The sequence below is a fragment of the Luteimonas terrae genome, from assembly GCF_031457535.1.
Classification (GTDB): domain Bacteria; phylum Pseudomonadota; class Gammaproteobacteria; order Xanthomonadales; family Xanthomonadaceae; genus Luteimonas; species Luteimonas terrae_A.
The window spans coordinates 90,467-111,659 of the sequence record NZ_JAVDWO010000005.1 but is presented as its reverse complement, the minus strand read 5'-3'; the positions used below and the strand labels follow the sequence as shown (position 1 = coordinate 111,659).

The window sequence follows — 21,193 nt, the reverse complement described above, 5'->3', positions numbered from 1 at the left end:
CGCGGCCTCGGATCCTGCAGTGCGCAGCCAGGCGGAGCAGCTGCGTACACAGGACCGACCGACGGAAGCGTTGCTGGTCGTGGAGCGCCGGCTTGCGGCCGCACCCGATGACGACGATGCCTTCCGCCTGCGGGTGTTGATCCTTACCGATCTGGGCAGCTCGCGACTCGCGGTCGAATCGATGCGTCAGCGTCCGCACCTGTTCGCGGATCACGAGCGCGAACGCATCGAAGGCGATGCGGTGGCGCGATCCATCGGCTGGGGCCGGGTCGAGCCGGAAACGCCGGACGCACGGCTCGCCGAATCGCGTGCCGCGCTCGCCGAACTCGAAGCGCTGCAGCGCGACGCGCCGCGCCAGACCAACTGGGAATCCACGCGCCTGCGCGTCGACGCGCTGTCGGCGCTGAACCACCTGCAGCAGCACGAGGCCGTGGTGGCCGGCTATCAGGCACTGCTCGATGACGGCATCGAAGTGCCGGCCTACATCCTCGGCACCGTCGGCGATTCGCTGCTGGCCCTGCGCCGCCCGGCCGACGCCATTCCGGTACTGGAAACCGCGATCACCCATGCGCCGCACGACATCAACGCCCGCATCCTGCTGGGCTACGCCTTTATCGAAACCGAGCGCTTCGATCGCGCCCTGCCGCTACTCGAGAGCCTGGCCGAATCGCAGGCCGCCTGGCCGCACCAGCCCGGCGCGTTGCGCGGCTACGAGAACTGGGACCGCTACAGCGCCGACCTCAATCACGCGCTGGCGCACTCCTACGCCAACGACAACGCACGTGCGGAACGGATGCTGCAGTCACTGGCCGGCATCGGCCCGAACAATCCGGGCCTGCAGGCCGCCTACGGCGCGGTGCAGTCGCGCAGGTCACGCCCGTCCGCCGCACTGGAACGCTACGAGATGGCACTCACCATGGCGCCGCAGGACCGCGACGCCCTCGCCGGCCGCGTCGGGGCGCTGACCGCCCTCGCCCGCATCGACGCAGCGCGCGATGCGCTGACCACCTTGCAGCGGGCGCATCCCGAGGATCCCCGGCTGGATCGTGTGGAACGCGATCTGGACCGCCACCGCGGCGTCCAGGCCACGCTGTCGGCAAACCGCGGGCGCAGCCGGCAACGCGACGGCGCGGGCACCTCGATCTCGCCGTTCGGCAGTCGCGACGGTGGCTGGGCGCTCGAAGTGCGGTCGCCGCTGATCGACGACCGCTGGCGCGTCGGCGTGTTCGCGCTCGAAGACTGGGCCGATTTCATCGACGGCCGCGTGCGGCATCGCGCGGCGGGTGTCGGCACCTGGTACCGCCACGACCGTCTCGGTGCCTGGGCGACGCTCGGCGCGGCAAGCGGTGCATCCAGCGGTGCGACCTGGACGCTCGGCGCCGACTGGCGCTTCAGCGATGCATGGCGCACCGGGTTGGAATTCGCACGCAATACGCAGGACACATCGCTGCAGGCGCGCCGCCTCGGCATCGATGCCGACAGCGCGACGCTCACCGCCTCCTACATCCCTAGCGACACCTTCGCCCTGCAGGGCCGGCTGTCGCGGCTGCGCTACGACGACGGCAACACGCGCGACCAGCTCGGTGTCGATGCGACGCAGCGTCTGCTGACGCGTCCGCATCTGATGGTCGACGGCCTGCTGTCGGCCTATACGAGCCGCGGCTCGCGCGGCGACACGGTGGGCTACTTCAATCCCGAACGCGACGCGTCGGCGAACGTCGGCCTGCGCCTGGACCACATCACCTGGCGGCGCTACGAGACCGCGTTCCAGCAGCGCGTCGACGTGATGGCCGGCCCGTACTGGCAGCGCGATGCGGGCACGCACTGGGTGCCGTCGCTGGGGTATCGCCACCTGTGGCGACGCGACGGTCATGAACTGGAGTACGGCGTAGCGTGGTCGCGCCCGGTCTACGACGGACTACGCGAGCAACGCGTCGCCTTCGATGTCGAACTGCGCTGGGGAGGTGCCCGATGATCGTGTCCACACGCGCCTGGATCGCGGCCGCGCTGCTCGCGCTGCTGTCCGTGCTGCCGCCCGCACATGCCTCGCTGCTGGTGCTCAGCTATCACGATGTGCGCGACGACGTGGCGCCGAAGGGCGATCCCGATCCCTATGCGGTGTCGACGACGAACTTCGCCCAGCATCTCGACTGGCTGCGCGCGCACGGCTACCAGGCCGTCAGCGTGCAGCAGGTCATCGACGCGCGCGCCGGCCGCGGCACCTTGCCGAACAAGGCAGTGCTGCTGACCTTCGACGACGGCCTGCGCAGCGTGTACACGCATGTCTTTCCGCTGCTGCGCGCCTACAACTGGCCCGCACTGGTGGCGCCTGTGACCAGTTGGGTCGAACTGCCGGCCGACCAGGCCGTGCCCTACGGCCCGCGCGATTTCACCACCGGTGATTTCCTGACCTGGGCGCAGCTGCGCGAGATGCACGACAGCGGCCTGGTCGAAATCGGCTCGCACAGCCATGACCTGCATCGCGGACTTCCCGGCAACCCGTTCGGCAACCAGACCCCGGCCGCGGTCACCCGCATCTGGAGCGAGGGCAGCGGCTACGAGCGTGAAGCCGCGTGGCGTGCGCGCATCGAGGCCGACCTGCAGGCCAGCCGCGCGTTGATCGAACGCAATATCGGCCAGGCGCCGCGCGTGATCGTGTGGCCCTACGCCGCCTACAACGATGTCGCCAACGGCATCGCCACCGCGCTCGGCATGGACCTGTCATTCGATCTCGAAGGCCGCGCACAGGCCACCGACCTCGGCCTGCAGGGCGAGGACCGCGCCGACCAGGCGTCGCTCGCGAGCCTCGCGCGCCTGCTGATGCACCGCAATCCGGACGTCCGCGATCTCGCCGGCGAACTGCGCCGTGATCTGTCGCTCGACGGCATGCGCGCGATCCAGGTGGATCTCGATTACGTCTACGACGCGGACCCGGCGCAGCTGGCGCGCAATGTCGACGTGCTGGTGCAGCGCATCCAGGACATCGGCCCGAGCCACGTGTGGCTGCAGGCGTTCGCCGATCCCGACGGCGACGGCGCCGCCGAAGCGGTGTACTTCCCCAGCCGGCACATGCCGGTGCGCGCCGACCTGTTCAACCGCGTCGCCTGGCAGCTGCGCACGCGCGCGCAGGTGCGGGTCTACGCATGGATGCCGGTGCTCGGCTTCAAACTGGCCGACGCGAACCTGCAACGTGAACTACAGATCGAGGCAACCGGCGAGAACGAGATCCCGCGGCTGGATCCGGGCGATCCACGCACGCTCGACATCGTCTCGGACATCTATGCCGAACTCGCCGCGAACAGCCATTTCGACGGCCTGCTGTTCCACGACGACGCCTACCTGCGCGACGACGAGATTCCCGGCTACGGCGGTGGCGTACCGGCCGCGCGCACGCAGGGCCTGATCGACTTCACGATGGCGCTCAAGACGGCGGCCCAGCGCTGGCGGCCCAAGCTCATGACCGCGCGCAACCTGTTCGCGCGGCCGGTGCTGGAGCCGGCATCCGAAGCCTGGTTCGCGCAGCGGCTCGAGCCCTTTCTCGCCGCCTACGACACCACTGCACTGATGGCGATGCCGCACATGGAGCAGGCCGACGATCCGCAGGCGTGGCTTCGTACGCTCGCCGCTGCGGTGCGTGCCACACCCGACGGCGTCGAACGCACGCTGTTCGAACTGCAGACCGTCGACTGGCGCGTGCCCGCGCCGTTGCCGGGCGACACGCTGCGCGCGCAGTCGCGAATGCTGCAGGCGGCCGGCATCCGTCACCTGGGCTACTACCCCGACGATTTCATCGGCAATCAGCCGACGCTCGAGGACGCGCGCGACGCGATGTCCGCGCGCGCCTTCCCCTACCTGGAGCGCTGAGCCGATGGACTGGTCTTCGATTGCGTGGACGCGCTGGATGTTCAATTTCGCGTTCTTCTACCCGATCATCATGGCGTTCTTCTGGATGACCGGCGGCGTCTATTACTACCTGCGGCGCGAGCGCAATGCGCCCAGGCCCGACGCGCCGCCGCCGATGCCGCATACGCCGTTCGTTTCGGTGCTGGTGCCCTGTTTCAACGAAGAGGACCACATCGTCTCGACGATCACCGCGCTGTCGGCGCAGATGTATCCGGATTTCGAGATCATCGCCATCAATGACGGCAGCAGCGACCGCACGCGGGAACTGCTCGACGCGCTGGTCGCCGACCATCCGCGGCTGCGCGTGGTGCATCTGGCGGAAAACCAGGGCAAGGCCAACGCGCTGCGCATGGGCACGCTGGCGGCCGCGTCGGATTACCTGGTCTGCGTGGATTCCGATGCCATGCTCGATCCGCATGCGGTGCGCTGGATGGTCGGCCATCTGATCGACGGCCCGCGCGTGGGCGCAGTCACCGGCAACCCGCGCATCCGCAATCGCACCACGCTTCTGGGGCGCATGCAGATCGGTGAGTTCTCCGCGATCATCGGCCTGATCAAGCGTGCCCAGCGGACTTACGGGCGGCTGTTCACGATCTCGGGCGTGATCTGCGCGTTCCGCCGCACCGCGCTGCACGACGTGGGCTACTGGTCAGACCAGATGGTCACCGAGGACATCGACATTTCCTGGCGCCTGCAGATGGCCGGCTGGGACATCCGCTACGAGCCCAACGCGCTGTGCTGGATCCTGATGCCGGAAACCCTGCGCGGGTTGTGGTCGCAGCGGCTGCGCTGGGCCTGCGGCGGCGTGGAAGTCCTGCTGAGCCATGGCCGCAGCGTGCTGGCGTGGCGCAAGCGCCGCATGTGGGGCGTCCTGCTCGAATACATGCTGAGCCTGGCCTGGGCCTACGTGATGCTGACGATCATCGTGTTGTGGCTGGTCGGCATGTTCGTGACCCTGCCACCGGCCTGGCACGTGGAGACGATGCTGCCGCGCTGGCACGGCGTGGTACTCGCCTTCGTCTGCATGCTGCAGTTCGGCACCAGCCTGATGATCGAACGCCGCTATGAAACCAAGCTGACCCGGCATTTCTACTGGGTGATCTGGTACCCGATCGCCTTCTGGATGCTCGGCATGTTCACCGCCGTCGTCGCCTTCCCGCGCACGCTGCTGCGCCGTCGTCGCCGCGCCGTCTGGATCAGTCCCGATCGAGGAGCTCCCGCATGACCCCGCCCATCATCAATCACATGCCCGCGCGCCGGCCACGCAAGCGCTTCGCTTCGGGCGCACTCACCGCCGCCGCGTGGACGGTCTACGCCTGGCTCTGGGTGCCGCTGATCACGGCCGTCGCCTGGTTCATCGGTGTGCGTACGGCGTATCTGCGGCTGTATCTCAACGACAACGAGATCGATGCGTTCCTGCTGCTGTCGCTGCCCTTGATCGCCCTGGTCTGCAGCGTGCTGCTGCTCGGTTGGGCGGAATACAACCGCGTGCGCTTCTCCAGGACCGATCGCCGCAGGCGTCGCGAGCCGATCGACGACGAGCAGGTCCGCATCGCCCTCGGCGCGAGCGCAGCCCTGACGACGAAACTGCGCGAGGGCCGCATCGTGCAACTGGCCCTCGACGACGATGCGAATCCCGTCGCGGCGAGGGTCGGCAGCTGACTCAGAACGCGGCCGCGTTCTCCGCGTGCCGCACCTGCCCCGCCCCGTCGACGACGAAGCGCTCGACGGTCAGCGCCTCCAGGCCCATCGGTCCGTAGGCGTGCAGACGCGTGGTGGAGATGCCGATCTCCGCGCCCAGTCCGAGTTCGCCGCCATCGCTGAAGCGCGACGAGGCATTGACCATGACGACCGCGGCGCGCAGGGACGCGATGAAGCGACGCGCATTGGCGTCATCCTGCGTCGCGATCACTTCGGTGTGGTCGGAACCGAATCGCCGGATGTGCGCCAGCGCGGCATCGAGCGAATCGACGACGCGCGCGGCAATGACCAGATCGAGGAACTCCGCAGCGTCGTCGTCGTCGCCGATCGGCACGACGCCGTCCGCGCGCGATGCGATGCCGGCATCGCCGCGGACCTCCACGCCCCGCTGCTGTAGTGCTTCGATCGCCCGCGGCACGAAGACATCGGCGATATCCGCGTGGACCAGCAGCGTCTCCAGCGCATTGCAGGCGCTGGGCCGACCGGTCTTGCCGTCGAGCAGCAATCGCAGCGCGAGTCCGGGATCGGCGCTGGTATCGACGAACAGATGGCAGACGCCCTTGTAGTGCTTGATCACCGGCACGCGTGCGTGCTCGGCGACGAAGCGGATCAGGCCCTCGCCGCCGCGCGGAATGGCGAGGTCGACGATGTCGCTGAGCTGCAGCAGTTCGAGCATCGTCTCGCGGCGCAGATCGGTCACCAGGGTCAGCACATCGGCGCCGACACCCTGCGCTGCGATCGCAGCACGCAGCGCATCGGCGATCGCGGTGTTCGAGTGGATCGCCTCGCTGCCGCCACGCAGGATCACCCCGTTGCCGGCCTTGATGCACAACGCCGCCGCATCGGCGGTCACGTTCGGACGTGCCTCGTAGATCATCGCGATCACGCCCAGCGGCACCCGCACCTTGCGCACGCGGATGCCGTTCGGACGCACGTCATCACGGGTGACCTGCCCGACGGGGTCCGGCAGTTCGGCGACTTCGCGAACCGCGGCGGACAAACCGGCGAGTCGCGCAGCGTCGAGACGCAGACGATCGAGCAGCGCACCCGTCGTGCCGCGCGCTTCCGCAGCTTCGATGTCGCGTGCATTCGCGGCAAGAATCGCGTCGGCCTGCGCGTCGAGCGCATCGGCCATCGCACGCAGCAGCGCATTGCGCGCGTCGGTATCGAGCATCGCCAGCTGGGCAGCGGCATCGCGGCAGGCCAGGGCGGCGGTTCGGATCTCGCGCATGGACGTGGGTGTGGTGTGGGGACCGACAACTTAGCGCGATGCGGAATCGGTTGCGATGCTTGCGGCGGCAACTGCCCGCACCCATCCAATCAGCGCACGCGTCAACAACTACCGTCATTCCGGCGGCTTTCAACAGACGAATGTCTGGGCAAGCCGGAATCCAGTGACTTTGGAGCTGCACAAGGGAGCGGCAAAAAGTCGCTGGATCCCGGCTTCCGCCGGGATGACGATGGAAAGACTGTCGCGAAATTACGCTTACGACTCAAACCAGCACCAGATCATCCCGATGCACGATGGTCTCGCCGTAGCTGTAGCCGAGCGTCGCTTCGATGTCCCGCGAATGCCGACGCGCCAGCCGGCGGATGTCGTCGGCCGAATACTGGGTCACGCCGCGCGCGATCGGCTCGCGCGCGTCACCATCGCGCAACACCACCGACACGAGATCGCCACGCCGGAACTGGCCTTCCGCAGCGAGCACGCCACCCGGCAGCAGCGAGGCGCCCTTCTCGACCATCGCATTCGCGGCGCCGCTGTCGACGAGAATCGCGCCGGCCTCCGCCGGTGCGTTCTGCAGCCAGTGCTTGCGCGCAGCCATGCGCGTGCGCAGTGGATGGATCCGTGTGCCGCGCAGGCGGTCGTGCGCGAGACCTTCGAGCACGTCCGCGCGGCGGCCGTTGAACAACACTGTTGCAACGCCCGCCGACGCGGCACGCTGCGCGGCCTCGAGCTTGGTGCGCATGCCGCCGGTGCCGACATTGCTGCCGGCGCCACCGGCGACTGCAAGCAATGACGCACTCATCTTCGCGACCACCGGCATCGGCCGCGCGTGTGGCTCGATGCGCGGATCCGCATCGAACAGACCATCGATATCGGTGGCGATGAACAGCACATCCGCATCGACCAGCGCAGCCACGATCGCGGCGAGATTGTCGTTGTCGCCGAGCTTGAGTTCGTCGACCGAGACCGTGTCGTTCTCGTTGACCACCGGCAGCGCGCCGTGGCGCAGCAGCGCGGTCAGCGTGGCGCGTGCATTGAGATAGCGGCGGCGATTGCGCAGGTCATCGTGGGTCAGCAACACCTGCGCGACCGGACGTTCGAAGAAGCCCTGCCAGAAGCCGGTCAGTCGCGCCTGGCCTAACGCGGCCAGCGCCTGGCGCTCGGCCATCGGCGCGCCGGGTGCGAGGTTCGCATGCAGGATCGCCCGGCCCGCTGCGACAGCGCCCGACGACACCACGACGAGTTCGCGCCCCGCGGCGTGGCTCGCGCGCACGAAACCGGCCAGCGCCGCAGCGTACTGGTCCGACAAACCACCGCCGTCGGCCGCGAGCAGACTGCTGCCGACCTTGAGCACCGCGCGTCGCCAGGGCGGCAGCGGTTGCTCGGGAAACGCGTCTGTGTCGGGCACGTGCATCGGTCGGCTGCGCTCAGCGGGTGTTCCACTCGTGGACGACGAGCTCGCTCGCATTCTGCAGGGCCAGCGGGTCGGCCGCGACGATCGCCTGCGCCTCGGCCAATGTCTCGATCCCGCTCAACAGATACGCACCGCCGGTGCCGTCCGCAAAGCCGCCGGTCATGTCCAGCAGACCACGCGCACGCAGGTCATCGAGGAAAGCCTGATGCGGCGAGACGACGGATGCATCGAAGTCCCGGCGACGCATCGCGATGACGAGAAAGCGTTTCATGTCGGCGTCTCCACGGTTGGACCGAACCTCAGGTCAGCGCGTCCCAGCGCGCGCGCAGCGTGTCCAGACGCAGGTCGGCGGCGCCACCCGGCGAGGTGCGCGCGGCGAGGCTGCCTTCCGGCGTACGCCCCTGCCCGGCCGTGTCAGCGCTGGCCGCGGCCGCCTGGTAGGCCTCGCGGAACGGCACGCCGGCAATCGCCGCTTCGACCGCGACGTCGGTTGCGTACATGCCCGAATCGACCGCGGCGCGCAGGCGGTCTTCGCGCCATTCCAGATTCGCCAGCAGCGCTGGCAGCAGTTCCAGCGCGGCGAGGCCACGACCGAAGCCGTGGAAGATCGCGCCCTTGGAACTCTGCAGGTCGCGGTGGTAGCCCGACGGCAGCGACAGCAGCTGTTCGATCTCGGTGCGCGCCGCGGCGACGCTGGCGTGCGTGGCGCGCATCAGCTCGACGACGTCGGGATTGCGCTTGTTCGGCATGATCGAGCTGCCGGTCGTGTATTGCGCCGGCAGCGCGACGAAGCCGTACTCGGCGCTGGTGAACTGCGACAGGTCCCAGGCCAGACGACGCAGATCCAGCGTCGCGCTGCCCAGCGCCTCCAATGCGGCGAGTTCGAACTTGCCACGCGAAAGCTGCGCATAGACCGGCGACACCTGCAGGCGCGCGAAGCCGAGTGCAGCGGTGGTGTGGTCGCGGTCGAGCGCGAGGTTCACGCCGTAGCCCGCCGCAGTGCCGAGCGGATTGCAGTCGATCAACGCGAGCGTGTCCTGCGCGCGCACCGCGTCATCGATGAAGGCCTCGGCCCAGCCCGACCACCACATACCGCCCGACGACAGCACGGCGCGCTGGATGTGGGTGTAGCCGGGAATCGGCAGCTCGCGCTCCGCTTCGGCGCGGTCGAGCGCGACCTTCGCGATCTCGCGCGACAGCGCGGACAGACGCGCGAGCTTTTCCTTCAGCCACAGGCGCGTCGCGACCAGTACCTGGTCGTTGCGGCTGCGGCCGGTGTGGATGCGCCGGCCGGCATCGCCGAGGCGTTCGGTCAGCCGGTCCTCGATCGCGGAATGACCGTCCTCGAAGCGTTCGTCGAGTACGAAGGCGCCGCTGCGGAAGTCGTCGGCCAGCGTGGCGAGCTCGCGCTTGAGCCCGTCGAGCTCGTCGCTGGAGAGAATGCCGACGCGCTGCAGGCCTTCGGCATGCGCGGCGCTCGCGGCGATGTCGTGCAGGAAGAATTCGCGGTCGAGGATCACGTCGTCACCGGCGAGAAACGCCTGGATCTGCGTGTCGACGGCGACGCCGGGCTTCTGCCAGAGGAGAGTGCTCATGTCGGTGTCCTTGCGAAACTGTAGGAGCGCGCTCGCGCGCGATGAGGCAGTGCCGGTGAAGCGCGTTCGCGCGCGAGCGCGCTCCTACACGGGAAATCAGTGCGGGATCGACGTCAGCTCGTCGAAGCCCAGCGCGAGGTTGAGGTTCTGCATCGCCTGCGTCGCCGCGCCCTTGAGCAGGTTGTCGAGTGTCGCCACGACGACGACCCGGCCATTGCCGGGCGCCATCGTGAAGGCACCGATCTGCGCGCCGTGGCGGCCGGCGATGCGGCTGACCCACGGCGCGTCGTCGATGACTTCGACCAGCGGCTCGTCGGCATAGCGGGCCTCGTATAGCGCCTTGACCACATCGCGCGACATCGGGGCCGAGAGCCACAGGTTCACCGTCATCGTGATGCCGCGGAAATGCGGCGCGACATGCGGCATGAACTCGACCGGCAGCGACAGCTGCTTCGACACCTCGCGCTCGTGCACGTGGTTGGTCAGCGCATACGGCATCAGGTTGTCGGCCAGCAGCGCGGTATCGTTCTTGTCCGACGGCGTGGTGCCCGCGCCCGAGTAGCCGGACACGCCGAAGCACTGCGGCGGGCCGGCGAGATGTTCGACCAGCGGCGCGATCGCCAGCTGCATCGCGGTGGCGTAGCAGCCCGGATTGCTGATCCGGCGCTGGCCGGCGTACTGCGTACGGGTGAGTTCCGGCAGGCCGTAGTACCAGCCGGCGTCGAAGCGATAATCGGCCGACAGATCGATGATCACGGTGTCGGGTTTCACGGCATCGATCGCGGCGACGAACGGTGCGGCCTTGCCGTTGGGCAGCGCGAGGATCACCGCGTCGACGCCCTTGGCGGCGACCGCGTCGGCATCGAGACTTTCGAAGCGCAGTTCGCCGGCGAAGCCGTCGTTGTGATCGGCGACGCGCTGACCGTCGAGCTCGCGCGAGGACACGAACATGAGCGCCAGGCCTGGATGCGCGGCGACGAGGCGGATCAGTTCCTGGCCGGTATGGCCGCGCGCGCCGACGATGCCGATGGTCTTGCGTTGGGTCATGGCGATCACCTCAGCCGATCAGGGTGGGTGCGCGCGTGGCGCAATGCGCGACGCAGCGCTGGATCTGTTCGAACCCGTCGAGCCCGTACCAGAACACCTTCCACTTCTCCTGCTTGATGCAGCCGTCGGACTCGGCGTAGTAGAAGATGTTGACCTGGTTGTGGTGGCGCGAGCGCCAGAACAGCTGCGGCGTCTCGTCACGCATCACATTCCACACCGCGCGGCCGAGGCCTTCGCCCTGTGCATCGTCGAGCACGGCGAACTTGTCCAAATACACGGTGCCCTCGCCTTCGGTCAGGATCACCGCAGCGCGGTAGTTCTCGCTGACGTAGGCGCGCAGCAGCGGCGTGCGTTCGAAATAATCCGGTGCGAGCTCACGGCCGAAGCTCGATTCGATCAGCGACTTGAGGCGTTCGAGATCGAGCTGCGACCAGTCCGTCACGCGCAGCACCTGTTCGCCGCGACGCACCAGCGTGCCCGAGCCCTTGTGGGTGAACAATTCCTTGGCCAGATCCGCCGGCCGCGTGATCGACACCGACGAGGCCATCGGCAAGCCTTCGAGCAGCGCCTTGATCTGCTCGATCTTGACCTTCATGCCGCCGTGGATCCAGGGCTGCTCGATCAGATGGTCGTACTCGGTCGACAGGTTGATCGAATCGATGACCTTGCCGTCGGCATCGAGCAGACCGCCGGTGCCGGTGAGGAAGATGATCTTGTAGGGCTGCAGTTCGCGCACGAGTTCGTTGGCGGCGAAATCGGCATTGATGTTGAGGATCTGACCCGACGCGGTTTCGCCCAGGCTGGTGATCACCGGGATCGAGCCGGCCTGCAGGCTGGCTTCGATCGGCGCGAGGTTCACGGTGCTCACTTCGCCGACGAGGCCATAGGTCGCCTGGTCGAGATACGTCGCTTCGAACACGCCGCCGGTGATCGAGGTCGCGCGCGCGCCGTTGCGTTGCAGGGCCTCGACGAGGCGCAGGTTCGCGGCCTGGAACACACGACGCACGATCGCTAGCGCCTCGGGCGTGGTCACGCGCAGGCCGCCGACGGTCCGCTTCTCGATGCCGGCCGCGGCGAGTTCGGCGTCCAGCTGCGGGCCGGCGCCGTGCAGCACAATCGGGGTCAGGCCGACTTCCTGCAGGAACGACAGCGAGGAGGTCAGATCGTCGAGTTCGTCGCGCAGCACCGCGCCGCCGACCTTGACCACGGCGAAGCGCTTGGCATCGAGCTGCGAAAATCGCTTGAGGTACTGGCTGATCTCCTTCGCGCTGGCCATGCTCGAGAGCAGGCGCACGATGGTCTGACGGGTCTGGACGTGGGTCGCGGGAATGTTCACGGGCTGCAATCGGTTGGGCGTGGATGACGCGTGGGAATGGATCGGTGTTGGCGATCAGTGATTGCCGTTGATGATCCGGTGCACCGAATCGGCGTAGCGCTGCAGCTGTTCGAGCGTCACGAACTCATCGCCGGTGTGGGCCTGGGCGATGTCGCCCGGGCCGTAGACCAGGGCGGTGTAACCGCCGGCCGAAAACAGTGAGGCTTCGGTCCAGAAATCGACGGCATTGCCGATCGGCAGATCGAATGCATCCGCGATATCGCGCGCGGCGAGGCGGCGATCTTCGGCGCGGGCGATGTCGCCGGACGGCAGACTCGGGCCACGGAAGGTTTCCTCGAAATGCGCCGCGTCGGGCTGCGCGAAACCGGCGAACGTCTCCAGCAACGCGTCGACATCCATCGACGGCAACGGCCGGAAACCGAAACGCAGCTCGGCCGCTGGCGCGATCATATTGGCCTTGATGCCGCCCTCGACCCGACCGATGTTGAAGCGCAGACCGGTCAGGCCGCCGAAGCGTGCGTGCGCCAGCGACTCGACATGGTCGAGCGCATGGCCGCCCCAGCGCATCGCCTGGTGCAAGGCGCTGGCCGCCGGATCCTGCTTGCCGGATGCATGCCCCGCGGTGCCGGCGAAGCGCATCAGCACCGAAGTGATACCGCGATGCGCGAGCACCGCTTCGCAACTCGTCGGCTCGGCGACCAGCACCGCCTCGAACTGCAGACCGCGCGCGAGAAACGCGGCGATACAGCGCGGATCGTTGGCTTCCTCGTCCGAGGAAAACAGGAACGCCGCATCGCCGTCGCCAGCATTCGCTGCCGCGATCAGCGCCGCCGCGGCGCCCTTGATGTCGCAGACGCCGAGGCCGACCACGCGATCGTCGAGGCGCCGCATTACATGCGGATCGGCGCTCCAGTCGGGCGAGTCCGGCACCGTATCCAGATGCACGTTGAACAGCACCGTCGGCGCACCGCGCACCGCGAACAGGCTCACCGCGCCGTCGCCGTGGTCGATGACCTCGATCTCGAAGCCGGACAGCTGGCCACGGATGTAATCGAAGATCCCACCCTCGGCTTCGATCGCACGCGGCGGATTGCGGGTGTCGAAGGACACCAGCTGTTCGAGATGGTCGAGGGTCTGGCTGAGCAGGTCGGTCATGGCTTCACGTCGGGGATGGCGCGTCGGACACATAGAACCAGGCGGTCTTGATCAGCGCGTCTTCGACCTCGAACACCGCCATGCTCTCCATCGGCTGTGCCTGCAGGCCGTGGATGCGTTCGTGATCGAACACCAGCCGGCCCAGCACCGTGCGCGAGATCAGCTCGGCGCGCAGTGCCGGATTGTTGAAGCGATGCTCGGCATAGAACGCCTCCAGCGCCCCGATGCCCTGCAGCGACGGCTGCAGCGCGGGCATGCGGAACGCCTGGAAATCCGCGGCGAAACACGCGACGAATGCCGGCAGGTCGTGGCGGTTGTACGCCTCGAACTGCCGGGCGACGGGGATGGTGGGATCTGACATCGACGGTACGCCCTGGATGTTCACTGCCGCCGCAGCACGGAACTCGCGCCCGGCCGCGGCAGACACGCTCAGCGATTGACCTGCGCGTAGAGGGTGCTGCTCATGCCGAACAGCTTGATGAAGCCCTCGGCTTCTTCGACGCCCCAGTCCGCCGACTGCGCATAGGTCGCGCCCTTGGCGTTGAGGATGTGCGGCGAGGTCACCGCCACCGCATCGACGCGACCGCCGCGGGTTTCCAGCACCACGTCACCGGTGACCTTGGCCTGCGAGGATTCGAGGAAGGCTTCAATGTCGGCCTTGAGCGGATCGTGGAAGAAGCCTTCATAGACCAGCTCGGTCCACTTGCGCGCGACCTCGGGCTTGAAGCGGTTCTGCTGCTTGGTCAGCACCGCGTCCTCGAGCGCGCGGTGCGCGGCGAGCAGCGAGATCAGGCCCGGCGCCTCGTACACGATGCGGCCCTTGAGGCCGATCACGGTGTCGCCGGTGTAGACGCCGCGGCCCACGCCGTAGGGCGCGAACAGGGCGTTGAGCTTCGCCAGGATCTGCTCGCCCGGCAGCGTTTCGCCGTCGAGCGCGACCGCCGTGCCCTGCTCGAACCGGACCTTGACCTGCAGCGGCGCTTCCGGCCACTCGGCACGCGGCGCGCACCAGCCGCGCGCGCCCTCGCCCGGCGCTTCCCAGCGGTCGATCTCGCCGCCGGACATCGTCAGGCCCAGCAGGTTTTCGTTGATCGTGTAGGCCTGCTGCTTGGCGCGCACGCCGAAGCCGCGCTCCTCCAGATACGCCTGCTCGTAGGCGCGGGTCTGCGTGTGTTCCTTCTGGATCTCGCGGATCGGCGCCACGATGCGGTACTCGCCCTGCGCCTTGACCGCCAGGTCGAAGCGCACCTGGTCGTTGCCCATGCCGGTGCAGCCGTGCGCGACCGCGTTGGTGCCCAGTTCGGCGGCGCGCGCGAGCGCGGCGTCGACGATCAGATAGCGGTCCGACACCAGCAGCGGGTACTGGCCCTGGTAGGCCTCACCGGCCCAGACGAAGGGCTTGACGAAGCCGTCCCAGATCGCCGCGCCGCCGTCGACGGTGACGTGGCTGGCGACACCGAGTTCGGCGGCGCGCTGCTCGATGAAGGCGCGCTCGTCGGCATCGACGCCGCCGGTGTCGGCGAACACCGTGTGCACGGTCCAGCCCTGCTCTTTCAGATAGGGCACGCAGAAGCTGGTGTCGAGGCCGCCGCTGAAAGCCAGCACGATGTGCCGGCTTTCACCGGCGGCGTGATTCGTGATTCGTGATTCGTGATTCGAAGAAGCGGACTGCTGCGACATGGGAGAAGGTCTCTACGCTTGAAGATGGGGGTCAAAGAACACGGAATCGGCTCTGCTCTTACGAATCACCGCTCTAAACGGACGAATGTCCGGTCATCACGAATCACTGCCGCGCATCAGCGCGGCCATCACGGCTTTTTGCACGTGCAGCCGGTTCTCGGCCTCGTCGATGGCGATGCACTGCGGCGAATCCATCACCGCATCGGTGGCCTTGACGTTGCGGCGCAGCGGCAGGCAGTGCGAGAACACGCCGTTGTTGGTCAGCGCCATCTTCCGCTCGTCGACGATGAAGTGCTGGTACTGGTCGCGGATCGGCTTCTCGGGCGCCCAGTTGCCGAAGAACGGCAGCGCGCCCCAGCTCTTGGCGTAGACCACGTCGGCGCCGGCGTAGGCGCTGTCGATGTCGTGGCTCACAGCGAGGGAACCGCCGCTCTCGGCGACGTTCTGCGCCGCCCAGTCCATGTAGCGCGCATCGAGCACGTAGTCCGGTGTCGGGCACAGCAGGGTCACGTCCATCCCCAGGCGCGTGGCGATGGTCAGCGCCGAGTTCGCGACCGCAGTGTTGAGCGGCTTCGGGTGATAGGTCCAGGTCAGCACGTATTTCTTGCCGCGCAGGTCGGACGTGCCGAAGTGCTCCTGCAGCGCCAGCGCGTGCGCCAGTTCCTGGCAGGGATGGGTGATGGTCTCCATGTTGATGACCGGCACCGGCGAGTACTGCGCGAAGGCCTTGAGCACCCGGTCCTCGCGGTCGACCGACCAGTCGACGAACTTCGGGAACGCGCGCACGCCGATCATGTCGACGTAGCGGCCGAGTACCCGCGCGACCTCGGCGATGTGCTCCTCGGTGTCGCCGTCCATCACCGTGCCGAGATCGAATTCGATCGGCCAGGCGTCCTTGCCCGGCTGCAGCACGATGGCGTGCCCGCCGAGCTGGAACGCGCCGAGCTCGAAACTGGTGCGCGTGCGCATCGACGGATTGAAGAACACCAGCGCGATCGACCTGCCCTTGAGCGCGTCGCCGAGCTTCTCGCGCTTGAAGCGGGCGGCATCGGCCAACAAGGCGTCGAGGTCGGGACGGGACCAGTCCTGCGTATTGAGGAAGTGTCGGATCGCGGTCATCGGTGGGAATCTCGTGGAGGCGATGGAGGAAGGATCGGATGGATCGATGAAACCGGTGTTTCGGAAACGAAAAAACCCGGCACCGGCCGGGTTTTCTGCAGAACAGCACGCATACGCGAACGACGTTCCGACTAGCCCGGGAGGATGTGGGCTTCCGGTCGGCGGGCACGCGAGGTCATCCCCGACGCCATGCGGGCGGAGGTGAGGATGTCGGCGTTGGCGCGCAGGGCGTTCATGAGGCGCGAATCCTCGCACGCGGAGCCTTGCACTGCAACAGCGGCGGACGCGACATTCAACGCTCGCCGGCCGGTGGCACGATCGGCGTGACCGACACGCGCACACGGAGCCGGTTGCCGGGGTCATACGGCAGCCGCGAACGGTACTTGACGCCCTTGTGCACGTAGTCGACGTCGTAGGCGATCGGCCGGCGGAACTCGCGCTCGATCGGCACCATGCGGCAGTCGCCGCCGGCGGAGCGGTCGGTCTCCTCGACCCGGTCTTCGTCCGAGCGCAGCACATCCTTGACCGCGCCGACCATGCGCGCGAACCCGCGACGCTGGTCTTCCGACGCGACCGGCGTTGTCGCCTCGCAGCGCTCGACCATGCTGGTCGCGCGCAGGGTCTGGTAGACCGGTTCGGCACGCAGTACCTGGGCGTATTCGAGGCGCGCGTTCTCGGGCGCCGGCGGCGGGCTCTGAGCGAAGGCCGGGCACGCGCACACGAGCAACGCTGCCAGCACAGGCAACGCAGGATTCGCACGAGGGTGGTTTCGGAGCGCGATCGACACCGTTGCAGTGTAGGCCGCGCCTACCGGTGGGGGCTGAATCGATGCTGTCGTGGACACAAACCGCGTCCGTCACCACGCGGCTCGCGGCCCGCTGACGCCCGAGGGCAGCGCAGCGTGACGGGCGCCGTTAGAATCGTCCGGTTATCCCGGCGAGCCCGCCATGTCCCTGCATCTCTACAACAGCCTGACCCGCCGCCTCGAACCGTTCGCGCCTATCGATCCCGCGTGCCCGACGATGTATGTCTGCGGCCCGACGGTCTACAACTATGTCCACATCGGCAATGCACGCGGTCCGGTCGTGTTCGGCGTATTGGCCGACCTGCTGCGGCGCCGCTTCGGCGCGCTGAAATACGCGCGCAACATCACCGACGTCGACGACAAGATCAACGCCGCCGCGCGCGACCAGGGCGTGGCGATCTCGACGATCACCGACCGCTTCGCTGCCGCCTACCGCGCAGACATGGCCGCGCTGGGCATCGCCCCGCCGGACATCGAGCCGGCCGCGACCGCCCACATCGGCGAGATCGTCGCGATGATCGAGCGCCTGATCGACAGTGGCCATGCCTATGCGGCGCAAGGCCACGTGCTGTTCGCGGTCGGCAGCTTCGACGGCTACGGCAAGCTCTCGCGACGCGACACCGACGACATGATCGCCGGCGCCCGCATCGAGGTCGCGCCGTACAAGCGCGACCCCGGCGACTTCGTGCTGTGGAAGCCATCGACCGACGATCTCCCGGGTTGGGAGTCGCCTTGGGGCGTCGGCCGGCCGGGCTGGCACATTGAATGCTCGGCGATGGCCGCCGCGCACCTGGGCGAGACGATCGACATTCATGCCGGCGGCGTGGACCTGCAGTTTCCGCACCACGAGAACGAGATCGCGCAGAGCGAATGCGCCCACGGCGGCGCGCCGTTCGCGAAGGTCTGGCTGCACAACGGCATGCTGACCTTTGCCGGCAGCAAGATGTCGAAGTCGGTGGGCAACATCGAGCGCGTGCACGATCTGGTGCGCACGCATGCACCCGAAGCGCTGCGCTATGCCCTGCTCTCGGCCCACTATCGTCAGCCGCTGGACTGGTCGGACGCGCTGATCGAACAGTCGGTGCGCACGCTGGACCGGCTGTACGGGACGCTGCGCGACCTTGCTGATGTCGAGGCCGAGGCGCGGATTCCAGACAGCATCGAGCGCGCGCTCGACGAGGATCTCAATACCCCGGCCGCACTGGCCGAGGTCGCCCGCATCGCCGGTGAGGCGCGCAAGGCCACGGATGCGTCCGCGCGCGCGACGCTCAAGTCGGAATTGCTCGGCGCCGGCCTCGCGCTGGGCCTCCTGCAGCAGCCCCCCGCCGACTGGTTCGCCCGCGGCGCCAGCGACGACGACGACGCGCGTATCCAGACCTTGATCGACGAACGCATCGCCGCCAAGCAGGCCCGCGACTTCGCCCGCGCCGATGCGATCCGCGACCAGCTGGCGGCCGAGCAGATCGTGCTCGAGGACACGCCACAGGGCGTACGCTGGAAGCGCGGCTAAGGCGTCCTGTAGGAGCGTGCTTGCGCGCGATGGGGCATTCCGGCAAGGCGCCATCGCGCGCAAGCGCGCTCCTACGGAAGATAGATAAAAGGCCCGCTTGCGCGGGCCTTTTGATTCATCAGTCCAACGCCGCCTCAGACCTTGCGGAGCACCAGCGTGCCGTTGGTGCCGCCGAAGCCGAACGAGTTCGACATCACGTACTCGACCTGGTGCTCGCGCGCGGTCAGTGGCACGTAGTCGAGGTCGCAGCCCTCGCCTGGCGTGTGCAGGTTGATCGTCGGCGGAATGATGCCGGTGTGCAGCGCCATCGCCGAGAACACCGCCTCGATGCCGCCGGCCGCGCCCAGCAGATGACCGGTCATCGACTTGGTCGAGCTGACCATCACCTTCGACGCATGCGCGCCGAGCACGCCCTTGATGCCCATCGTCTCGGCGACATCGCCGGCCGGCGTCGAGGTGCCGTGCGCGTTGATGTAGCCGATCTGCGACGGATCGATCCCGGCATCATTGATCGCGGCGCGCATGCAACGCCCACCGCCCTCACCGTTCTCGCTGGGCGAGGTCATGTGGAACGCGTCGCCGCTCATGCCGAAACCCGCCACCTCGGCGTAGATGCGCGCGCCGCGTGCCTTGGCACGCTCGTATTCCTCGAGCACCAGCACGCCCGCGCCATCGCCCATGACGAAACCGTCGCGCTCCACGTCCCACGGACGCGAGGCGCCGGTCGGATCATCGTTGCGGGTCGACATCGCCTTCATCGAGCAGAAGCCGCCGACCGAAGTCGGCGTGGTCGCGAACTCGGCGCCGCCGGCGATCATCACGTCGGCATCGCCGTACTGGATCATGCGCATCGCCAGGCCGATGTTGTGCGTGCCCGTGGTGCAGGCGGTGACGGCCGCGATGTTCGGGCCCTTGGCGCCGGTCATGATCGAGACCTGGCCCGAGATCATGTTGATGATCGTGCTGGGCACGTAGAACGGCGAGATCTTGCGCGGGCCGCCCTCGGCGTACTTGATCGCGGTCTCTTCGATGCCCTTGAGGCCACCGATGCCCGCGCCGATCGCCACGCCGATACGCTCGGCATCGGATTCGCGCACGTCGATGCCCGCATCCGCGATCGCCATCAGGCCCCCGGCGACGCCGTAGTGCACGAAGGGGTCCATCTTCTTGACGTCTTTCGGCGCGATCCACTGGGTCGCGTCGAAGCCCTTCACCTCGCCGGCGATACGCGTGGCGAAATTCGTGGCGTCGAAATGGGTGATCGGGCCGATGCCCGACCGGCCGTTGATGATGCCGTCCCAGCTCGACGCCAGGTCGTTGCCCAGCGGCGAGAGGATGCCGATGCCCGTGATGACGACGCGGCGCTTGGCCATTGTTCAACTCCTGAGAAGTCGGTGACGGCGCGGTGGGTCGCCGCCAATATGCACGAGGCCGCAACGCGGCCTCGTGCTGGAACCTGTACGCCGGGCCGCATCGCGACTGGCGCAGTCTCACGCCCGTCCGGCTCAGCCGGAGGCGCGGACGCGGGCATCAGCCCTTGGCGTGCGTCTTGACGTAGTCGATCGCCTGCTGCACCGAGGTGATCTTCTCGGCTTCTTCGTCCGGAATCTCGCACTCGAACTCTTCTTCCAGCGCCATCACCAGCTCGACGGTGTCGAGGGAATCGGCACCGAGGTCGTCGACGAAAGAAGCGCTGTTGCTGACTTCTTCTTCCTTGACGCCCAGCTGCTCGATGACAATCTTCTTGACGCGCTCTTCGATGTTGCTCATGGGTAGTCTGCTCCGGGGAGGCGATTTTCGGTGGATAGTGTAAGGGAAAGCCGGGCGATGGGCGCACCACCATCAATGCCCTTGCCATTCAACGGCTTGCCCTCGGAATTGAAGCGTGAAAGCAGCCCTGTCAGGGCATGTACATGCCGCCGTTGACGTGCAGGGTTTCACCGGTGATGTAGGCCGCCGAGGGACCAGCGAGGAAGGCCACGGCCTGGGCGATGTCGTTCGGCTCGCCGAGGCGGCCGAGCGCGATCCGCTCGGTCAACGCGGCTTTCGATTCCTCCGGCAGGTCACGGGTCATGTCGGTGGCGATGAAGCCGGGCGCGACCACGTTGACGGTGACGCCGCGCGAACCGATCTCCTTCGCCAGCGATTTGCTGAAAGCGATGATGCCGGCCTTGGCGGCAGCGTAATTCGCCTGGCCCGCATTGCCGGTCACGCCGATCACCGACGCAATGTTGATGATGCGGCCCTTCCGCGCCTTCATCATCCCGCGCATCACTGCCTTGGAGCTGCGGTAGACGCTGGTCAGATTGGTGTCGAGGATGGCCTGCCAGTCCTCGTCCTTCATGCGCATCAGCAGGTTGTCGCGTGTGATGCCGGCATTGTTGACGAGGATCGAGATTGCGCCGAACTCGGATGCGATCGAGTCGACCAGCGCCTCGATCGTGCCGGGCTGCGAGACGTCCAGCACGCGGCCGTGGCCACCGTGCGCGGATAGGCGTTCGCCGATCGCGGTCGCGCCGGCTTCGCTGGTCGCGGTGCCGATCACGGTCGCGCCCTGCGCGGCCAGCGTGTCGGCGATCGCGGCACCGATGCCGCGGCTTGCGCCGGTGACGAGAACGATCTCGCCGGAAAGAGGTGCGCTCATGAGGACTCCATTAGGGCATGGGTGACATGCGGACATCGACCGACGCAAGGATCTGC

The 21,193-nt window shown here is 67.7% G+C and carries 19 protein-coding genes; 5 read left to right on the top strand and 14 right to left on the bottom strand.

Annotation, left to right across the window (positions count from 1 at the left end):
* Positions 1 to 19 precede the first annotated feature (19 nt).
* Genes pgaA through pgaD form a run of 4 tightly spaced genes read left to right on the top strand, consistent with a single transcriptional unit; the run spans position 20 to position 5,565 of the window.
* A complete protein-coding gene (gene pgaA, locus J2W68_RS07420; RefSeq protein WP_310234140.1) occupies positions 20 to 1,975 on the top strand; it encodes a poly-beta-1,6 N-acetyl-D-glucosamine export porin PgaA in 1,956 nt (651 codons plus the stop codon).
* On the top strand, positions 1,972 to 3,864 hold the full coding sequence (pgaB, locus tag J2W68_RS07415) for a poly-beta-1,6-N-acetyl-D-glucosamine N-deacetylase PgaB (RefSeq protein ID WP_310234137.1): 1,893 nt from the start codon (positions 1,972 to 1,974) through the stop codon (positions 3,862 to 3,864). Before pgaA ends, pgaB begins: the two co-directional genes overlap by 4 nt.
* 4 nt (positions 3,865 to 3,868) lie before the next feature.
* Complete coding sequence (pgaC, locus tag J2W68_RS07410; protein WP_310234133.1) at positions 3,869 to 5,128, top strand: poly-beta-1,6-N-acetyl-D-glucosamine synthase; 1,260 nt, start codon at positions 3,869 to 3,871, stop codon at positions 5,126 to 5,128.
* Positions 5,125 to 5,565: a poly-beta-1,6-N-acetyl-D-glucosamine biosynthesis protein PgaD gene (gene pgaD / locus J2W68_RS07405; RefSeq protein WP_310234131.1), complete on the top strand. Its 441-nt coding sequence runs from the start codon at positions 5,125 to 5,127 to the stop codon at positions 5,563 to 5,565. The genes pgaC and pgaD overlap by 4 nt, the downstream gene beginning before the upstream one ends.
* Before the next feature lies 1 nt (position 5,566).
* Here pgaD and J2W68_RS07400 read toward each other — a convergent pair whose 3' ends face one another.
* The 11 genes from J2W68_RS07400 to J2W68_RS07350 form a co-directional block, all read right to left on the bottom strand.
* Positions 5,567 to 6,835 carry a glutamate-5-semialdehyde dehydrogenase gene (locus J2W68_RS07400; protein ID WP_310234129.1) on the bottom strand — a complete coding sequence of 423 codons (1,269 nt, stop codon included), beginning with the start codon at positions 6,833 to 6,835 and terminating at the stop codon, positions 5,567 to 5,569.
* Positions 6,836 to 7,097: 262 nt separating this feature from the next.
* The gene (proB, locus tag J2W68_RS07395; RefSeq protein WP_310234126.1) at positions 7,098 to 8,246 is read right to left on the bottom strand and encodes a glutamate 5-kinase; all 1,149 of its coding nucleotides are present in this window, start codon (positions 8,244 to 8,246) and stop codon (positions 7,098 to 7,100) included.
* A gap of 13 nt (positions 8,247 to 8,259) precedes the next feature.
* Positions 8,260 to 8,517 carry a YciI family protein gene (locus J2W68_RS07390; RefSeq protein ID WP_310234123.1) on the bottom strand — a complete coding sequence of 86 codons (258 nt, stop codon included), beginning with the start codon at positions 8,515 to 8,517 and terminating at the stop codon, positions 8,260 to 8,262.
* A 28-nt stretch (positions 8,518 to 8,545) separates the two neighbouring features.
* On the bottom strand, positions 8,546 to 9,841 hold the full coding sequence (argH, locus tag J2W68_RS07385) for an argininosuccinate lyase (protein ID WP_310234120.1): 1,296 nt from the start codon (positions 9,839 to 9,841) through the stop codon (positions 8,546 to 8,548).
* A gap of 96 nt (positions 9,842 to 9,937) precedes the next feature.
* The gene (gene argC, locus J2W68_RS07380; RefSeq protein WP_310234118.1) at positions 9,938 to 10,888 is read right to left on the bottom strand and encodes an N-acetyl-gamma-glutamyl-phosphate reductase; all 951 of its coding nucleotides are present in this window, start codon (positions 10,886 to 10,888) and stop codon (positions 9,938 to 9,940) included.
* A gap of 10 nt (positions 10,889 to 10,898) precedes the next feature.
* Positions 10,899 to 12,224, bottom strand: a complete 1,326-nt coding sequence (locus J2W68_RS07375; protein ID WP_310234116.1) for an acetylglutamate kinase — start codon at positions 12,222 to 12,224, stop codon at positions 10,899 to 10,901.
* Positions 12,225 to 12,278: 54 nt separating this feature from the next.
* Positions 12,279 to 13,379, bottom strand: a complete 1,101-nt coding sequence (locus tag J2W68_RS07370) for an acetylornithine deacetylase (RefSeq protein ID WP_310234112.1) — start codon at positions 13,377 to 13,379, stop codon at positions 12,279 to 12,281.
* A gap of 4 nt (positions 13,380 to 13,383) precedes the next feature.
* Positions 13,384 to 13,740 (bottom strand): nuclear transport factor 2 family protein, encoded by a 357-nt coding sequence (locus tag J2W68_RS07365; RefSeq protein WP_310234109.1) that lies wholly within the window; start codon positions 13,738 to 13,740, stop codon positions 13,384 to 13,386.
* Between the two features lie 68 nt (positions 13,741 to 13,808).
* Positions 13,809 to 15,059: an argininosuccinate synthase gene (locus J2W68_RS07360; RefSeq protein ID WP_310234106.1), complete on the bottom strand. Its 1,251-nt coding sequence runs from the start codon at positions 15,057 to 15,059 to the stop codon at positions 13,809 to 13,811.
* A 96-nt stretch (positions 15,060 to 15,155) separates the two neighbouring features.
* On the bottom strand, positions 15,156 to 16,178 hold the full coding sequence (locus J2W68_RS07355) for an N-acetylornithine carbamoyltransferase (RefSeq protein WP_310234103.1): 1,023 nt from the start codon (positions 16,176 to 16,178) through the stop codon (positions 15,156 to 15,158).
* 292 nt (positions 16,179 to 16,470) lie between these two features.
* On the bottom strand, positions 16,471 to 16,965 hold the full coding sequence (locus tag J2W68_RS07350) for a hypothetical protein (protein WP_310234100.1): 495 nt from the start codon (positions 16,963 to 16,965) through the stop codon (positions 16,471 to 16,473).
* Between the two features lie 160 nt (positions 16,966 to 17,125).
* On the opposite strand from J2W68_RS07350, the gene cysS reads away from it, so the two are divergent.
* Positions 17,126 to 18,493 (top strand): cysteine--tRNA ligase, encoded by a 1,368-nt coding sequence (cysS, locus tag J2W68_RS07345; RefSeq protein WP_310234097.1) that lies wholly within the window; start codon positions 17,126 to 17,128, stop codon positions 18,491 to 18,493.
* Between the two features lie 134 nt (positions 18,494 to 18,627).
* Here cysS and fabF read toward each other — a convergent pair whose 3' ends face one another.
* The 3 genes from fabF to fabG all read right to left on the bottom strand — a co-directional run bounded on the left by fabF (position 18,628) and on the right by fabG (position 21,137).
* Positions 18,628 to 19,866 carry a beta-ketoacyl-ACP synthase II gene (gene fabF / locus J2W68_RS07340; RefSeq protein WP_310234095.1) on the bottom strand — a complete coding sequence of 413 codons (1,239 nt, stop codon included), beginning with the start codon at positions 19,864 to 19,866 and terminating at the stop codon, positions 18,628 to 18,630.
* 157 nt (positions 19,867 to 20,023) lie between these two features.
* A complete protein-coding gene (acpP, locus tag J2W68_RS07335) occupies positions 20,024 to 20,263 on the bottom strand; it encodes an acyl carrier protein (RefSeq protein WP_232135906.1) in 240 nt (79 codons plus the stop codon).
* 130 nt (positions 20,264 to 20,393) lie between these two features.
* A complete protein-coding gene (gene fabG / locus J2W68_RS07330) occupies positions 20,394 to 21,137 on the bottom strand; it encodes a 3-oxoacyl-ACP reductase FabG (protein ID WP_310234093.1) in 744 nt (247 codons plus the stop codon).
* Positions 21,138 to 21,193: the final 56 nt, after the last annotated feature.

What these genes read in the sequence shown, in the direction of transcription:
- pgaB (WP_310234137.1), top strand. Translation starts at nt 1,972, where the DNA reads ATGATCGTGTCCACACGCGCCTGGATCGCGGCCGCGCTGCTCGCGCTG.
- pgaC (WP_310234133.1), top strand. Translation starts at nt 3,869, where the DNA reads ATGGACTGGTCTTCGATTGCGTGGACGCGCTGGATGTTCAATTTCGCG.
- pgaD (WP_310234131.1), top strand. Translation starts at nt 5,125, where the DNA reads ATGACCCCGCCCATCATCAATCACATGCCCGCGCGCCGGCCACGCAAG.
- J2W68_RS07400 (WP_310234129.1), bottom strand. Translation starts at nt 6,835, where the DNA reads ATGCGCGAGATCCGAACCGCCGCCCTGGCCTGCCGCGATGCCGCTGCC.
- proB (WP_310234126.1), bottom strand. Translation starts at nt 8,246, where the DNA reads ATGCACGTGCCCGACACAGACGCGTTTCCCGAGCAACCGCTGCCGCCC.
- J2W68_RS07390 (WP_310234123.1), bottom strand. Translation starts at nt 8,517, where the DNA reads ATGAAACGCTTTCTCGTCATCGCGATGCGTCGCCGGGACTTCGATGCA.
- argH (WP_310234120.1), bottom strand. Translation starts at nt 9,841, where the DNA reads ATGAGCACTCTCCTCTGGCAGAAGCCCGGCGTCGCCGTCGACACGCAG.
- argC (WP_310234118.1), bottom strand. Translation starts at nt 10,888, where the DNA reads ATGACCCAACGCAAGACCATCGGCATCGTCGGCGCGCGCGGCCATACC.
- J2W68_RS07370 (WP_310234112.1), bottom strand. Translation starts at nt 13,379, where the DNA reads ATGACCGACCTGCTCAGCCAGACCCTCGACCATCTCGAACAGCTGGTG.
- J2W68_RS07365 (WP_310234109.1), bottom strand. Translation starts at nt 13,740, where the DNA reads ATGTCAGATCCCACCATCCCCGTCGCCCGGCAGTTCGAGGCGTACAAC.
- J2W68_RS07360 (WP_310234106.1), bottom strand. Translation starts at nt 15,059, where the DNA reads ATGTCGCAGCAGTCCGCTTCTTCGAATCACGAATCACGAATCACGAAT.
- J2W68_RS07355 (WP_310234103.1), bottom strand. Translation starts at nt 16,178, where the DNA reads ATGACCGCGATCCGACACTTCCTCAATACGCAGGACTGGTCCCGTCCC.
- cysS (WP_310234097.1), top strand. Translation starts at nt 17,126, where the DNA reads ATGTCCCTGCATCTCTACAACAGCCTGACCCGCCGCCTCGAACCGTTC.
- fabF (WP_310234095.1), bottom strand. Translation starts at nt 19,866, where the DNA reads ATGGCCAAGCGCCGCGTCGTCATCACGGGCATCGGCATCCTCTCGCCG.
- acpP (WP_232135906.1), bottom strand. Translation starts at nt 20,263, where the DNA reads ATGAGCAACATCGAAGAGCGCGTCAAGAAGATTGTCATCGAGCAGCTG.
- fabG (WP_310234093.1), bottom strand. Translation starts at nt 21,137, where the DNA reads ATGAGCGCACCTCTTTCCGGCGAGATCGTTCTCGTCACCGGCGCAAGC.